The organism is Mixta sp. BE291, from assembly GCF_031457955.1.
GTDB lineage: Bacteria > Pseudomonadota > Gammaproteobacteria > Enterobacterales > Enterobacteriaceae > Mixta.
Map to the genome: position 1 here is coordinate 1 of NZ_JAVDXN010000015.1, position 14,112 is coordinate 14,112.

General features: G+C 50.9%; 12 protein-coding genes and 4 tRNA genes. 15 read left to right on the forward strand and 1 reads right to left on the reverse strand.

Translation table 11 applies throughout. The features are described from left to right. From J2X14_RS20590 to birA, 3 genes are all read left to right on the forward strand, one after another. Positions 1–500: hypothetical protein (locus J2X14_RS20590; protein WP_352413009.1), on the forward strand; the 500-nt coding region annotated here is incomplete at its 5' end. A gap of 130 nt (positions 501–630) precedes the next feature. Then, positions 631–1,668, forward strand: coding sequence for a UDP-N-acetylmuramate dehydrogenase (gene murB, locus J2X14_RS20595; RefSeq protein WP_352413010.1), 1,038 nt, complete (start codon positions 631–633; stop codon positions 1,666–1,668). Then, on the forward strand, positions 1,665–2,627 hold the full coding sequence (gene birA / locus J2X14_RS20600; protein ID WP_352413011.1) for a bifunctional biotin--[acetyl-CoA-carboxylase] ligase/biotin operon repressor BirA: 963 nt from the start codon (positions 1,665–1,667) through the stop codon (positions 2,625–2,627). The genes murB and birA overlap by 4 nt, the downstream gene beginning before the upstream one ends. 64 nt (positions 2,628–2,691) lie before the next feature. Here birA and coaA read toward each other — a convergent pair whose 3' ends face one another. Beyond that, complete coding sequence (gene coaA, locus J2X14_RS20605; RefSeq protein WP_352413012.1) at positions 2,692–3,642, reverse strand: type I pantothenate kinase; 951 nt, start codon at positions 3,640–3,642, stop codon at positions 2,692–2,694. 594 nt (positions 3,643–4,236) lie between these two features. Between coaA and J2X14_RS20610 the strand changes: the two genes are divergently transcribed. From J2X14_RS20610 to rpoB, 12 genes are all read left to right on the forward strand, one after another. Further along, positions 4,237–4,312: transfer RNA gene (locus J2X14_RS20610), tRNA-Thr, on the forward strand. A gap of 10 nt (positions 4,313–4,322) precedes the next feature. After that, a tRNA-Tyr gene (locus tag J2X14_RS20615) sits at positions 4,323–4,407 on the forward strand. Positions 4,408–4,535: 128 nt separating this feature from the next. After that, a tRNA-Gly gene (locus tag J2X14_RS20620) sits at positions 4,536–4,610 on the forward strand. 5 nt (positions 4,611–4,615) lie between these two features. Beyond that, positions 4,616–4,691: transfer RNA gene (locus J2X14_RS20625), tRNA-Thr, on the forward strand. A 112-nt stretch (positions 4,692–4,803) separates the two neighbouring features. Next, positions 4,804–5,988 (forward strand): elongation factor Tu, encoded by a 1,185-nt coding sequence (gene tuf, locus J2X14_RS20630; protein WP_352413013.1) that lies wholly within the window; start codon positions 4,804–4,806, stop codon positions 5,986–5,988. A gap of 231 nt (positions 5,989–6,219) precedes the next feature. Beyond that, the gene (secE, locus tag J2X14_RS20635; RefSeq protein ID WP_352413014.1) at positions 6,220–6,603 is read left to right on the forward strand and encodes a preprotein translocase subunit SecE; all 384 of its coding nucleotides are present in this window, start codon (positions 6,220–6,222) and stop codon (positions 6,601–6,603) included. Between the two features lies 1 nt (position 6,604). Beyond that, positions 6,605–7,150, forward strand: coding sequence for a transcription termination/antitermination protein NusG (gene nusG / locus J2X14_RS20640; protein ID WP_038629789.1), 546 nt, complete (start codon positions 6,605–6,607; stop codon positions 7,148–7,150). Positions 7,151–7,301: 151 nt separating this feature from the next. Further along, positions 7,302–7,730, forward strand: coding sequence for a 50S ribosomal protein L11 (gene rplK, locus J2X14_RS20645; RefSeq protein ID WP_352413015.1), 429 nt, complete (start codon positions 7,302–7,304; stop codon positions 7,728–7,730). Positions 7,731–7,733: 3 nt separating this feature from the next. Continuing rightward, complete coding sequence (rplA, locus tag J2X14_RS20650) at positions 7,734–8,438, forward strand: 50S ribosomal protein L1 (protein ID WP_352413016.1); 705 nt, start codon at positions 7,734–7,736, stop codon at positions 8,436–8,438. A gap of 349 nt (positions 8,439–8,787) precedes the next feature. After that, positions 8,788–9,285 (forward strand): 50S ribosomal protein L10, encoded by a 498-nt coding sequence (gene rplJ / locus J2X14_RS20655; protein ID WP_012772934.1) that lies wholly within the window; start codon positions 8,788–8,790, stop codon positions 9,283–9,285. A gap of 62 nt (positions 9,286–9,347) precedes the next feature. Beyond that, positions 9,348–9,713, forward strand: a complete 366-nt coding sequence (rplL, locus tag J2X14_RS20660; protein WP_352413017.1) for a 50S ribosomal protein L7/L12 — start codon at positions 9,348–9,350, stop codon at positions 9,711–9,713. A 325-nt stretch (positions 9,714–10,038) separates the two neighbouring features. Continuing rightward, positions 10,039–14,067 (forward strand): DNA-directed RNA polymerase subunit beta, encoded by a 4,029-nt coding sequence (gene rpoB, locus J2X14_RS20665; protein WP_352413018.1) that lies wholly within the window; start codon positions 10,039–10,041, stop codon positions 14,065–14,067. Positions 14,068–14,112: the final 45 nt, after the last annotated feature.

The following is a 14,112-nucleotide window of genomic DNA, read 5'->3' on the forward strand; positions in this document are numbered from 1 at the left end:
TGGGGCCTCCCCATGCGAGAGTAGGGAACTGCCAGGCATCAAAACAACGACGGAGCCTCAGCGAAAGCTGGGGCTTTTTCGTGTCTGCGGTCCGGCAAAAACGGTGGCTCCTCAGTCTGCCTGCGTCTGTGCTCTGCAGAAAAGCAGCGCTTTTTGTGCAGAGTATCCCCATGCGCCCGGCAAAACCGACGTTTTTTTATCCGGTCTGCGACCGCGCCCGACAGAAAAGCAAACGTTTTGGGCATCCTATACCCGCGCGTCCGGCAGACACCATATGTTTTGTGATCATCCTGCGCGCGCAGCTCACCGGCAGCGGCGATTTTTTGTCTTTTATGCCTCTGCGCTCAAAAGAAACTGACATATTTCTGACCTGTTTGCCTGTTTGCCCTTTCAACTTCACCTGCCAAAACTGTTCCGTTCGTAAGAATATTTATCTTTATACCTCCCTTTATAAAATCCATTCCAAAATCGTCTCTGTTCAGTCTGTACTAATTCAGTGATGTCACAGAGTTCTGTTTCCCTGCCTGCTTTTTACTTTTTAGCTATGCTTCCCAGCCAGGCAGGATAAAGTTTTCTTCGAGCTCTATCGATCGGGTAAACTGAGCGCAGTTAATTTGAAAAGGCCGTTTCATGTCCAGTCCTGCATTTTCACTAAAAAAATTACATACCTTCGCGATTGAAACGCGTGCAGAAAAAATCGTATACGCAGAAACACCACAAGAGATCCTCGCTGCATGGCGCGAATGTCACCAGCGTAACTTACCCTTTTTGTTACTGGGTGAGGGTAGTAACGTCCTGTTTTTGGAAGCTTTTAGTGGCGTAATTGTAGTAAATCGCATTAAAGGAATCGCAATCACAGAAAGTATCGATTGCTGGCATTTAGAGGTTGGCGCCGGTGAAAACTGGCATGGTCTGGTGACCTATACGCTACAGCAAAATATTGCCGGACTGGAAAACCTGGCTTTAATTCCCGGCTGCGTCGGATCTTCACCTATCCAAAATATTGGTGCTTATGGCGTCGAGATAAAAGACATTTGTGAATGGGTGGAAATCCTTGAGCTGGAAAGCGGCCAGATTAAACGGCTGACGGCAGCAGAATGCCAGTTCGGCTATCGCGACAGCATTTTCAAGCATCGCCTGCAACACGGTTATGCGATTGTCAGCGTTGGTTTCAGCTTACCTAAACAGTGGCAACCGGTTATGAGCTATGGCGATCTGACTAAGATGGATGCCGCCACCGTAACACCACAACAAATTTTTGATGCCGTCTGCCATATGCGCCGTAGTAAGTTGCCCGATCCCGCATTGACAGGTAATGCTGGCAGCTTCTTTAAAAATCCTGTTATCACGGCTGAACAGGCCGCGTCATTGCTGGCTACTTTCCCGGCTGCGCCACACTACCCACAAAGCAACGGTGACGTTAAGCTGGCTGCAGGCTGGCTAATCGACCAATGCCAGCTAAAAGGCTATCGCCTTGGCGGAGCAGCCGTTCATCAACAGCAGGCTTTGGTGCTAATTAATGCGGAAGAGGCAAGTGCAGCGGATGTCGTCGCGTTAGCGCATGAGATCAGGCAGCGCGTGGGCAAAAAATTTAACGTCTGGCTGGAGCCTGAAGTGCGTTTTATCGGCGCTGATGGTGAGAAAAATGCCGTTGAGGTCATTTCATGAAAGATAATAGCGTTCCATTAAAACTGGTTGCTATCTTAGCTGATGGCGAATTCCATTCAGGCGAGCAAATAGGCGAAACGCTTGGGATGAGCCGTGCCGCAATAAACAAACATATCCAGACATTAAAAGAATGGGGACTGGATGTGTTTACCGTGACAGGGAAGGGGTATTGTCTGCCTGCTCCTGTTCAGTTGTTGGATGAGGCGGAAATCAATCAGAACCTTGAGCAACAAGGTCTGGCTGTAATACCCGTTATAGATTCAACTAATCAGTACCTTTTAGAACGTATGTCATCGTTAACCACGGGTGATGCCTGCGTTGCTGAATATCAACAGGCGGGGCGTGGACGACGTGGCCGCCAGTGGTTCTCACCTTTCGGCGCTAACCTTTATCTCTCTATGTACTGGCGTCTTGAGCAAGGACCTGCCGCGGCCATGGGTTTAAGCCTGGTGATTGGTATTGTTATTGCCGAGGTATTACAAAAGCTGGGCGCAGAAGGTGTAAGAGTAAAATGGCCAAACGATCTTTATTTAAACGATCGCAAACTGGCTGGCATCCTGGTGGAAATGACCGGAAAAACCGGTGACGCTGCGCAAATTGTATTTGGTGCAGGCATTAACCTGAAAATGCGCACGCCAGATGCTAACGTGGTGAACCAGGGCTGGATTAACCTGCAAGAGGCCGGTATCACGATCAACCGCAACGAGCTGGTCAGCCTGTTGGTGAATCAATTACGCCATAGCCTGCGCGATTTTGAACGAGAAGGGCTGACGCCATTCCTGCCTCGTTGGCAGCGGCTGGATAATTTTATCAACAGACCCGTTAAGCTATTGATTGGCGATCGGGAAGTGCTGGGTATTGCTCGCGGTATCGATCAACAGGGTGGATTACTGCTTGAGCAAGATGGCGTAACGAAATCCTGGGTAGGGGGTGAAATATCCCTACGGCCGCAGAGCTAACAGCTTACCCCTTATAAAGGGGCTTGTGGTAAGGCGAAACGCTTTCCAGAAGCCCCATTCAGCCTTACTTACGTAACCGTACCTGTTCAACGGCATGATTAGCGCTTTTACTCAGGATCAGGCTGGCACGCTCCCGCGTGGGTAAAATATTCTCTTTCAGGTTCCGCCAGTTAATCTCTTTCCAGAGTTGGGTCGCAATATTAACGGCTTCCCCTTCTGAGAGCTGAGCATAATGGTGAAAATAGGAATCAGGATCGGTAAAAGCCCCTTTGCGGAACTTCAGGAATCGGTTGATATACCAGGTTTCCAGCAGCTGCTCAGGCGCATCAACGTAAATAGAAAAATCCACGAAATCAGAAACAAATACGTGATGCGGATCGTGAGGATAATCCATGCCGCTTTGCAGAACGTTCAGACCTTCAAGAATCAAAATATCTGGCTGTTGTACCGTTTTATCCCCGTCAGGGATAACATCATAAATCAGGTGAGAGTAGACCGGAGCAGTTACCTCGGTAGCGCCTGATTTAAGGTCGGCCACAAAATTTACCAGGCGATGCATATCGTAGGATTGTGGAAAGCCTTTTTTCTTCATCAGATCGCGCTCTTTTAATACGGCGTTCGGATGAAGAAAACCATCGGTGGTGATAAGCTCAACGCGGCGGTGCTCAGGCCAGCGGCTTAATAACGCCTGCAGAACGCGCGCAGTCGTACTTTTCCCTACGGCGACGCTGCCCGCAATGCTGATGATATAAGGGATTTTCTGCCCGCTTGTCCCTAAAAACTGTTCCAGTACCGCCTGACGTCGTAAATTAGAATTAATATAAAAATTCAGCAGGCGAGACAGAGGCAGGTAAATCTCTGCCACTTCTTGCAGCGAAAGATCTTCATTAATCCCTTTCAAACGAGCGATCTCATCCTCTGATAACGTCATCGGGACAGAATCACGCAACGCAGCCCATTGATGGCGACTGAATGTCAGATACGGGGTAGTAAACGAGGCCTCTTTATTACTCATAAGCATGCTTCTGCCAGCAGATATTTACCAAATGACGACAGGTAAGCATAACTATCTTCCTGTGCCCTGAAGGTAATTTCAGAAAACAATGCGCAGGAGGTTAACACCAGTAACAGGAGAAAAAGAAGGAAAAAAATGCATCATCACAGGCAATCGGAAGGATCCCCGCAATTTTTTGTAATACGTAATGAAAGAGGGCGGGGCGGGGTTAGATAAAATGTCAGTGATATGGCAAAAGATAATTTAATGGAGCGTACCGTCCCGCTTTGAATAGCTGCAAATAAAGTGTGATCAGCATCACATAAAACAGTTTTATGCGCTTCAGTCTTTAATATCTTGTTTCATCAGGCAGAGGCTAAGCGTAAGAAAAAGTTGGAATCGCACTATGGCGGGTAAAAATTCATGGCGCACAAAATAGTGAATGAAACACCAATCGCGCTTTTATCAGCGTGCCGCATCAGCAGGAATGGTTGTTTTTTCTTCAAAAAAACGCAAATTTGCGAAGAATTGCACAAATAGTAGCCGATAGAACATTTATCGCAATTTTTTTGTTGCATACGTCAGCGGGTCTTCCTAGAATGCGCCTCACTTGATGCCGGCTTAGCTCAGTAGGTAGAGCAACTGACTTGTAATCAGTAGGTCACCAGTTCGATTCCGGTAGCCGGCACCATCAAGTATCAGGTGGGATTCCCGAGCGGCCAAAGGGAGCAGACTGTAAATCTGCCGTCACAGACTTCGAAGGTTCGAATCCTTCTCCCACCACCATATTCAGACTGAGCTCAAGCACAGTCAGAGTCAGCAAGCAACGCAAGTTGGCTCGAAGCTCGAATAATAAGCATCCTTAACTTATTATTCATTTGCTACAGAAAGAACAGGTAGCCGAGTTCCAGGTTGCGGGCATCGTATAATGGCTATTACCTCAGCCTTCCAAGCTGATGATGCGGGTTCGATTCCCGCTGCCCGCTCCAGATGTGCTGATATGGCTCAGTTGGTAGAGCGCACCCTTGGTAAGGGTGAGGTCCCCAGTTCGACTCTGGGTATCAGCACCACTTCTTTATCTCCCTCCCTGATTCTTCCTGTACAAAAAAATTCAACAGCACAGGCGATGCCTGGTTGATGTGGTGATATCACCGATTTAACCGTGTCTTAGAGGGACAATCGATGTCTAAAGAAAAATTTGAACGTTCAAAACCGCACGTCAACGTCGGTACTATCGGCCACGTTGACCACGGTAAAACTACCCTGACTGCAGCTATCACTACCGTTCTGGCAAAAACCTACGGTGGTTCAGCACGTGCATTCGATCAGATCGATAACGCGCCGGAAGAAAAAGCGCGTGGTATCACCATCAACACCTCTCACGTTGAATATGACACCCCGTCTCGTCACTATGCGCACGTTGACTGCCCGGGCCACGCCGACTATGTGAAAAACATGATCACCGGTGCTGCTCAGATGGACGGCGCTATCCTGGTTGTTGCTGCGACTGACGGCCCGATGCCGCAGACCCGTGAGCACATCCTGCTGGGTCGCCAGGTTGGCGTTCCTTACATCATCGTGTTCCTGAACAAATGTGACATGGTTGATGACGAAGAGCTGCTGGAACTGGTTGAAATGGAAGTCCGTGACCTGCTGTCACAGTACGATTTCCCGGGCGACGACACCCCGATCGTTCGCGGTTCCGCGCTGAAAGCGCTGGAAGGCGAAGCTGAGTGGGAAGCAAAAATCGTTGAGCTGGCTGGTCACCTGGATTCTTACATCCCGGAACCTGAGCGTGCGATTGACAAGCCGTTCCTGCTGCCGATCGAAGACGTATTCTCAATCTCTGGCCGTGGTACCGTTGTTACCGGTCGTGTTGAGCGCGGCATCGTTAAAGTTGGTGAAGAAGTTGAAATCGTTGGTATCAAAGCTACCGCGAAATCTACCTGTACCGGCGTTGAAATGTTCCGCAAGCTGCTGGACGAAGGTCGTGCTGGTGAGAACGTTGGTGTTCTGCTGCGTGGTATCAAACGTGAAGAGATCGAGCGTGGCCAGGTTCTGGCTAAGCCGGGCTCCATCAAGCCGCACACCCAGTTCGAATCAGAAGTTTATATTCTGTCCAAAGACGAAGGCGGCCGTCACACTCCGTTCTTCAAAGGCTACCGTCCTCAGTTCTACTTCCGTACTACTGACGTGACTGGCACCATCGAACTGCCGGAAGGCGTTGAGATGGTAATGCCGGGCGACAACATCAAAATGGTTGTTACCCTGATCCACCCGATCGCGATGGACGACGGTCTGCGTTTCGCAATCCGTGAAGGCGGCCGTACCGTAGGCGCGGGCGTTGTTGCTAAAGTTCTGGGCTAATCGCCGATAACGTTTGACGCAACGTACAAGAAGAGGGCATCATTTGATGCCCTTTTTATACGCTGTAACATAGAACCTGGCTCATCAGTGATTTTTTGCTCATAATCATTGCTGAGACAGGCTCTGTAGCACGGCGTAATCGACCGAGTTATGCCTCAACAGCTGCATTCGGTTTGGCTGCCTCGCATGCGCGGGGCAAAATTGTTTCTGATTTATGTGGCAGGTTGGTTTATGAGTGCTAATACCGAAGCTCAAGGAAGCGGGCGCGGCCTGGAAGCCATAAAGTGGGTAGTCGTCGCCATTTTGCTGATCGCAGCAATCGTAGGTAACTTCTATTATCGCGAAGTGACCTTACCGCTGCGCGCATTGGCTGTTGTTGTTCTTATCGCAGTCGCAGGCGGCATCGCCTTGTTGACCACGAAAGGTAAAGCAACGCTGGCTTTCGCTCGTGAAGCCAGAACCGAAGTGCGCAAAGTCATTTGGCCTACGCGTCAAGAAACGCTGCATACCACGTTAATCGTTGCCGCGGTTACCGCCGTGATGTCACTGATTTTGTGGGGGCTGGATGGTATTCTGGTCCGTCTGGTATCGTTTATCACTGGCCTGAGGTTCTGAGATGTCTGAAGCTCCAAAAAAGCGCTGGTACGTCGTTCAGGCGTTTTCCGGTTTTGAAGCGCGTGTAGCACAATCGCTGCGCGAGCATATCAAATTGCACAACATGGAAGAATTGTTTGGTGATGTCATGGTTCCCACTGAAGAAGTGGTTGAAATCCGTGGCGGCCAGCGTCGTAAAAGCGAGCGCAAATTCTTCCCCGGCTACGTCCTGGTGCAAATGGTTATGAATGACGCGAGCTGGCACCTGGTGCGCAGCGTTCCGCGCGTTATGGGATTCATCGGCGGCACTTCCGATCGCCCGGCACCGATTAGCGACAAAGAAGTTGATGCAATCATGAACCGTCTGCAGCAGGTCGGCGACAAACCTCGTCCGAAAACGCTGTTTGAACCGGGTGAAATGGTTCGCGTTAACGATGGTCCGTTTGCCGACTTTAACGGCGTGGTAGAAGAGGTTGATTACGAGAAGAGCCGCCTGAAGGTGTCTGTCTCTATTTTCGGCCGTGCCACACCGGTAGAGCTCGATTTCGGCCAGGTCGAAAAAGGCTAAATTACCCGATCGAAGTTTTCGATTAAGGGTTGCAGAAGGCGCGAAATTGCCCTACAATTTCGCGCCTTTTGTTTTTATGTGGTCTCAAGGCCACGTGAAAGATTAATCACGGGAAGCCTTAACCGGCGTTATACCCAAAAGAGGAAATATCATGGCTAAGAAAGTACAAGCCTACGTTAAGCTGCAGGTTGCAGCTGGTATGGCTAACCCGAGTCCGCCAGTAGGTCCGGCTCTGGGTCAGCAGGGCGTTAACATCATGGAATTCTGTAAAGCGTTTAACGCCAAAACAGAAAGCATGGAAAAAGGTCTGCCGATTCCGGTTGTTATTACCGTTTATTCTGACCGTTCTTTCACCTTCGTTACCAAAACGCCTCCGGCAGCTGTACTGCTGAAGAAAGCGGCGGGTATCAAGTCTGGTTCCGGCAAGCCGAACAAAGACAAAGTAGGTAAAGTAACCCGTGCTCAGGTACGTGAAATCGCAGAAACCAAAGCTGCGGACATGACTGGTTCTGACGTAGAAGCGATGACTCGCTCTATCGAAGGTACCGCTCGTTCCATGGGCCTGGTAGTGGAGGACTAAGAAATGGCTAAGCTGACCAAGCGCATGCGCGTGATCCGTGACAAAGTTGATTCTACCAAACAGTATGACATCAACGAAGCTGTTGCTCTGCTGAAAGAACTGGCTACCGCTAAATTCGTTGAAAGCGTTGACGTTGCTGTAAACCTCGGCATCGACGCTCGTAAATCTGACCAGAACGTGCGTGGCGCAACTGTACTGCCGCACGGTACCGGTCGCTCTGTACGCGTTGCGGTATTTGCGCAAGGCGCGAACGCTGAAGCTGCTAAAGCAGCTGGCGCAGAGCTGGTAGGTATGGAAGATCTGGCAGATCAGATCAAAAAAGGCGAAATGAACTTTGACGTTGTTATCGCATCTCCGGATGCAATGCGCGTTGTTGGCCAGCTGGGCCAGGTTCTGGGCCCGCGCGGCCTGATGCCGAACCCGAAAGTGGGTACGGTTACGCCGAACGTTGCTGAAGCAGTTAAAAATGCTAAAGCCGGCCAGGTTCGCTACCGCAATGATAAAAACGGCATCATCCATACCACTATCGGTAAGGTTGATTTCGACGCTGACAAACTGAAAGAAAACCTGGAGTCTCTGCTGGTTGCGCTGAAAAAAGCAAAACCGTCTCAGGCGAAAGGCGTGTACATCAAGAAAGTTAGCCTGTCTACCACCATGGGCGCTGGCGTTGCCATCGACCAGGCTGGTCTGACTGCAGTGGCGAATTAATAATCGCTTTACGCGGGCGAAAGTTTCTACTAGAATCTTACGCCCGTTGTTCTGTTAAACAGAACGCTTGCCGGAATGTTGTTCTTTAGTGGCGGTAAAGTCGCTGAGGAATAAAACAAGGCAACAGATTTTCGGTTGGAGCCTGGCCTTATCCAGGCCTCCGTCCAAGACCGCAGGTGTTTCGAAAGAAACTTAATCGTCCTGCGTAGACGGTGACAGAGCCTGAAGAATATTTTTTATTTTCTGGATTCTGCTCACCGTGTTTTAGCGCCTGGCTTCCTTTCGGTCGCCAGGTGAAGTGAGTTCCGGTGGAATTTTTCCCCCGGCTAAAATCCAGGAGCAAAAGCTAATGGCATTAAATCTTCAAGACAAACAAGCGATTGTTGCTGAAGTCAGCGAAGTAGCCAAAGGCGCGCTGTCTGCGGTAGTTGCGGATTCCCGTGGCGTAACCGTAGATAAAATGACTGAACTGCGTAAAGCAGGTCGTGAAGCTGGCGTTTACATGCGTGTTGTTCGTAACACCCTGCTGCGCCGCGTCGTTGAAGGTACTCAGTTTGAGTGCCTGAAAGACACGTTTGTTGGTCCGACCCTGATTGCATACTCTATGGAACACCCGGGCGCTGCTGCTCGTCTGTTCAAAGAGTTCGCGAAAGCGAATGCAAAATTTGAGGTCAAAGCTGCAGCCTTTGAAGGTGAGCTGATCCCGGCGGCACAAATTGACCGTCTGGCAACGCTGCCGACCTACGAAGAAGCACTGGCACGTCTGATGTCGACCATGAAAGAAGCCGCTGCAGGCAAACTGGTCCGCACTCTGGCTGCCGTACGCGATGCAAAAGAAGCCGCTTAAGGCCTTCTTTTACTACGCACTTTTACGTACACACTATTTTCTGATTCTTAGGAACAATTGTCATGTCTATCACTAAAGATCAAATTCTGGAAGCAGTAGCCGCTATGTCCGTAATGGAAGTGGTTGAACTGGTTTCCGCTATGGAAGAAAAATTCGGTGTTTCTGCTGCTGCCGCTGTAGCTGTTGCTGCTGGCCCGGCTGAAGCTGCTGAAGAAAAAACTGAGTTCGACGTAGTCCTGAAAGCTATTGGCGCTAACAAAGTTGCTGTGATCAAAGCAGTACGTGGCGCAACTGGCCTGGGCCTGAAAGAAGCGAAAGATCTGGTTGAGTCTGCACCGGCTGCGCTGAAAGAAGGCATCAGCAAAGACGACGCTGAAGCTCTGAAGAAAGCCCTGGAAGAAGCTGGCGCTGAAGTTGAAGTTAAATAAGCCAACCCTCCAGGTTGCAGCCTGACTTGTCAGGCTGATGGCTGGTGACTTTTTGGTCACCAGCCTTTTTGCGCTACAGGCCCTCAATGGGGTTTCGCACTGTTTGTCCATTGAGCGTCTTCAATATCTTTTTCTATCGACGCCTTAATATACTGCTTCCCTGCAGGGTTCCCTGCCCATGCAACAGCAATGAAATGATTTAAGAGTGATAGAAAGATGTATTGCGGAAAGTGTCTCGCACTTTTCGGGAAACAAAATAGTGTTGCATGAACTGTCCTTCAGGACGGACAGAGTGGGTCGACTTGTCAGCTAGCTGAGGAACCCTATGGTTTACTCCTATACCGAGAAAAAACGCATTCGTAAGGATTTTGGCAAACGTCCACAGGTTCTGGACATTCCCTATCTCCTTTCTATCCAGCTTGACTCGTTTCAGAAGTTTATCGAGCAAGATCCGGAAGGCCAATATGGACTGGAAGCTGCATTCCGTTCCGTATTCCCAATTCAGAGCTATAGCGGCAACTCTGAGCTGCAGTACGTCAGCTACCGCTTAGGCGAACCAGTATTTGATGTTAAAGAGTGTCAGATCCGTGGCGTGACATATTCTGCTCCGCTGCGCGTTAAACTGCGCCTGGTGATCTACGAGCGCGAAGCGCCGGAAGGCACCGTTAAGGACATCAAAGAACAAGAAGTTTACATGGGCGAAATTCCGCTCATGACCGAAAACGGTACCTTTGTCATCAACGGTACTGAAAGGGTTATCGTTTCTCAGCTGCATCGTAGTCCTGGCGTATTCTTTGACAGCGATAAGGGTAAAACCCACTCTTCGGGTAAAGTGCTGTATAACGCACGTATCATCCCTTACCGCGGTTCATGGCTTGACTTTGAGTTTGACCCGAAAGACAACCTGTTCGTCCGTATTGACCGTCGTCGTAAGCTGCCGGCCAGTATCATTCTGCGCGCACTGAGCTTCACCACTGAGCAGATTCTCGATCTGTTCTTCGAAAAAGTGGTGTTTGAAATCCGTGACAACAAGCTGCAGATGGAACTGGTGCCTGAGCGTCTGCGTGGCGAAACGGCCTCTTTCGATATCGAATCGAACGGCACGGTCTACGTTGAGAAAGGCCGTCGTATTACCGCGCGTCACATTCGTCAGCTGGAAAAAGATGGTATTCAGCATATCGAAGTGCCGGTGGAATATATCGCAGGCAAAGTGGTTGCTAAAGACTACGTTGACGAAAGCACCGGTGAGCTGATCGTATCCGCTAACATGGAGCTGTCGCTGGATCTGCTGGCTAAACTGAGCCAGTCGGGCCATAAGCGTATCGAAACGCTGTTTACCAACGACCTTGACCACGGCGCATACATCTCCGAGACGCTGCGTGTTGACCCAACCAACGATCGCCTGAGCGCGCTGGTTGAGATCTATCGCATGATGCGTCCTGGCGAGCCGCCGACGCGTGAAGCTGCGGAAAACCTGTTCGAGAACCTGTTCTTCTCAGAAGACCGTTACGATCTTTCTGCGGTTGGCCGCATGAAGTTCAACCGTTCTCTGCTGCGTGATGAAATCGAAGGCTCCGGTATCCTGAGCAAAGACGACATCATTGAAGTGATGAGAAAGCTTATCGGCATCCGTAACGGTAAAGGCGAAGTGGACGATATCGACCACCTCGGCAACCGTCGTATCCGTTCCGTAGGCGAAATGGCGGAAAACCAGTTCCGTGTCGGTCTGGTGCGCGTTGAGCGTGCGGTGAAAGAGCGTCTGTCTCTGGGCGATCTCGATACCCTGATGCCGCAAGATATGATCAACGCTAAGCCGATCTCCGCGGCGGTGAAAGAGTTCTTTGGTTCCAGCCAGCTGTCTCAGTTTATGGACCAGAACAACCCGCTGTCTGAGATTACGCATAAGCGTCGTATCTCTGCGCTCGGCCCGGGCGGCTTGACGCGTGAGCGCGCAGGCTTCGAAGTGCGAGACGTACACCCGACTCACTACGGTCGCGTATGTCCAATCGAAACGCCGGAAGGTCCGAACATCGGTCTGATCAACTCCCTGTCGGTTTATGCGCAGACAAACGAATACGGCTTCCTTGAAACGCCGTACCGTCGCGTTATCGATGGCGTGGTCACCGACGAAATTCATTACCTCTCTGCGATTGAAGAGGGTAACTACGTTATCGCGCAGGCGAACACCAACCTCGACGACGAAGGTCACTTCGTAGACGATCTGGTGACCTGCCGTAGCAAAGGCGAATCGAGCCTGTTCAGCCGCGATCAGGTTGACTACATGGACGTTTCCACCCAGCAGGTGGTTTCTGTCGGTGCGTCCCTGATTCCGTTCCTGGAACACGATGATGCTAACCGCGCCCTGATGGGTGCGAACATGCAACGTCAGGCGGTTCCAACTCTGCGTGCTGATAAGCCGCTGGTTGGTACCGGTATGGAACGTGCGGTAGCGGTTGACTCCGGTGTAACTGCCGTCGCGAAACGTGGTGGTACCGTACAGTATGTAGATGCTTCTCGTATCGTTATCAAAGTTAACGAAGAAGAGATGTACCCGGGCGAAGCCGGCATCGACATCTATAACCTGACTAAATATACCCGTTCTAACCAGAACACCTGCATCAACCAGATGCCGTGTGTTTCTCTGGGTGAGCCGGTTGAGCGCGGCGATGTGCTGGCTGATGGTCCGTCCACCGATCTGGGTGAACTGGCGCTGGGTCAGAACATGCGCGTCGCGTTCATGCCGTGGAACGGCTACAACTTCGAAGACTCCATTTTGGTCTCCGAGCGCGTAGTACAGGAAGATCGCTTTACCACGATTCACATCCAGGAACTGGCCTGCGTGTCACGTGACACCAAGCTGGGGCCAGAAGAGATCACCGCTGATATCCCGAACGTGGGTGAAGCTGCGCTCTCCAAACTGGATGAATCCGGTATCGTTTATATCGGCGCGGAAGTGACCGGCGGCGACATTCTGGTTGGTAAGGTAACGCCGAAAGGTGAAACCCAGCTGACGCCAGAAGAGAAACTGCTGCGTGCGATCTTCGGTGAGAAAGCGTCTGACGTTAAAGATTCTTCTCTGCGTGTGCCAAACGGCGTTTCAGGTACCGTTATCGACGTGCAGGTCTTTACCCGCGATGGCGTGGAAAAAGACAAGCGCGCGCTGGAAATCGAAGAGATGCAGCTGAAGCAGGCGAAGAAAGACCTGACTGAAGAATTGCAGATCCTCGAAGCTGGCCTGTTTGCCCGTATCCACTCCGTGCTGGTTTCTGGCGGCGTAGAGGCGGAAAAACTGGACAAGCTGCCGCGCGAGCGTTGGCTGGAGCTGGGCCTGACCGACGAGCAGAAACAGAATCAGCTGGAGCAGCTGGCTGAGCAGTACGATGAGCTGAAGCACGAGTTTGAGAAGAAACTTGAAGCGAAGCGCCGCAAAATCACTCAGGGCGATGACCTGGCACCGGGCGTGCTGAAAATCGTTAAAGTGTATCTGGCCGTTAAACGTCAGATCCAGCCGGGTGACAAAATGGCAGGTCGTCACGGGAACAAAGGTGTTATCTCTAAGATCAACCCGATCGAAGATATGCCGCACGATGCGAACGGTACGCCGGTCGATATCGTACTGAACCCGCTGGGCGTACCGTCACGTATGAACATCGGTCAGATTCTGGAAACCCACCTGGGTATGGCTGCGAAAGGCATCGGCGAGAAGATCAACGCCATGCTGAAGAAGCAGGAAGAAGTAGCCAAACTGCGTGAGTTTATCCAGCGTGCTTACGATCTGGGCGCCGACGTACGTCAGCGTGTTGATCTGAACACCTTCTCTGACGATGAAGTGCTGCGTCTGGCTGAAAACCTGAAAAAAGGTATGCCGATTGCAACGCCGGTGTTTGATGGCGCAAAAGAAAGCGAAATCAAAGAGCTGCTGCAGCTTGGCGATCTGCCGACTTCTGGTCAGATCACCCTGTTTGATGGTCGTACTGGCGAGCAGTTCGAACGTCCGGTTACCGTTGGCTACATGTACATGCTGAAACTCAACCACTTGGTTGATGACAAGATGCACGCACGTTCTACCGGCTCTTACAGCCTGGTTACTCAGCAGCCGCTGGGTGGTAAGGCGCAGTTCGGTGGTCAGCGCTTCGGTGAGATGGAAGTGTGGGCGCTGGAAGCATACGGCGCGGCCTACACGCTGCAGGAAATGCTTACCGTTAAGTCTGATGACGTTAACGGCCGTACCAAGATGTACAAAAACATCGTGGACGGCAACCATCAGATGGAACCGGGCATGCCGGAATCTTTCAACGTACTGTTGAAAGAGATCCGCTCGCTGGGCATCAACATCGAGCTGGAAGACGAGTAATTACCGCAAGGTAGCACTCGCAGTCGTACTGGTTACAAGAGAGTC

Bases quoted from the DNA above. Each gene is read 5' to 3' on its own strand.
- murB (WP_352413010.1), top strand. From the start codon at position 631: ATGTCCAGTCCTGCATTTTCACTAAAAAAATTACATACCTTCGCGATT.
- birA (WP_352413011.1), top strand. From the start codon at position 1,665: ATGAAAGATAATAGCGTTCCATTAAAACTGGTTGCTATCTTAGCTGAT.
- coaA (WP_352413012.1), bottom strand. From the start codon at position 3,642: ATGAGTAATAAAGAGGCCTCGTTTACTACCCCGTATCTGACATTCAGT.
- tuf (WP_352413013.1), top strand. From the start codon at position 4,804: ATGTCTAAAGAAAAATTTGAACGTTCAAAACCGCACGTCAACGTCGGT.
- secE (WP_352413014.1), top strand. From the start codon at position 6,220: ATGAGTGCTAATACCGAAGCTCAAGGAAGCGGGCGCGGCCTGGAAGCC.
- nusG (WP_038629789.1), top strand. From the start codon at position 6,605: ATGTCTGAAGCTCCAAAAAAGCGCTGGTACGTCGTTCAGGCGTTTTCC.
- rplK (WP_352413015.1), top strand. From the start codon at position 7,302: ATGGCTAAGAAAGTACAAGCCTACGTTAAGCTGCAGGTTGCAGCTGGT.
- rplA (WP_352413016.1), top strand. From the start codon at position 7,734: ATGGCTAAGCTGACCAAGCGCATGCGCGTGATCCGTGACAAAGTTGAT.
- rplJ (WP_012772934.1), top strand. From the start codon at position 8,788: ATGGCATTAAATCTTCAAGACAAACAAGCGATTGTTGCTGAAGTCAGC.
- rplL (WP_352413017.1), top strand. From the start codon at position 9,348: ATGTCTATCACTAAAGATCAAATTCTGGAAGCAGTAGCCGCTATGTCC.
- rpoB (WP_352413018.1), top strand. From the start codon at position 10,039: ATGGTTTACTCCTATACCGAGAAAAAACGCATTCGTAAGGATTTTGGC.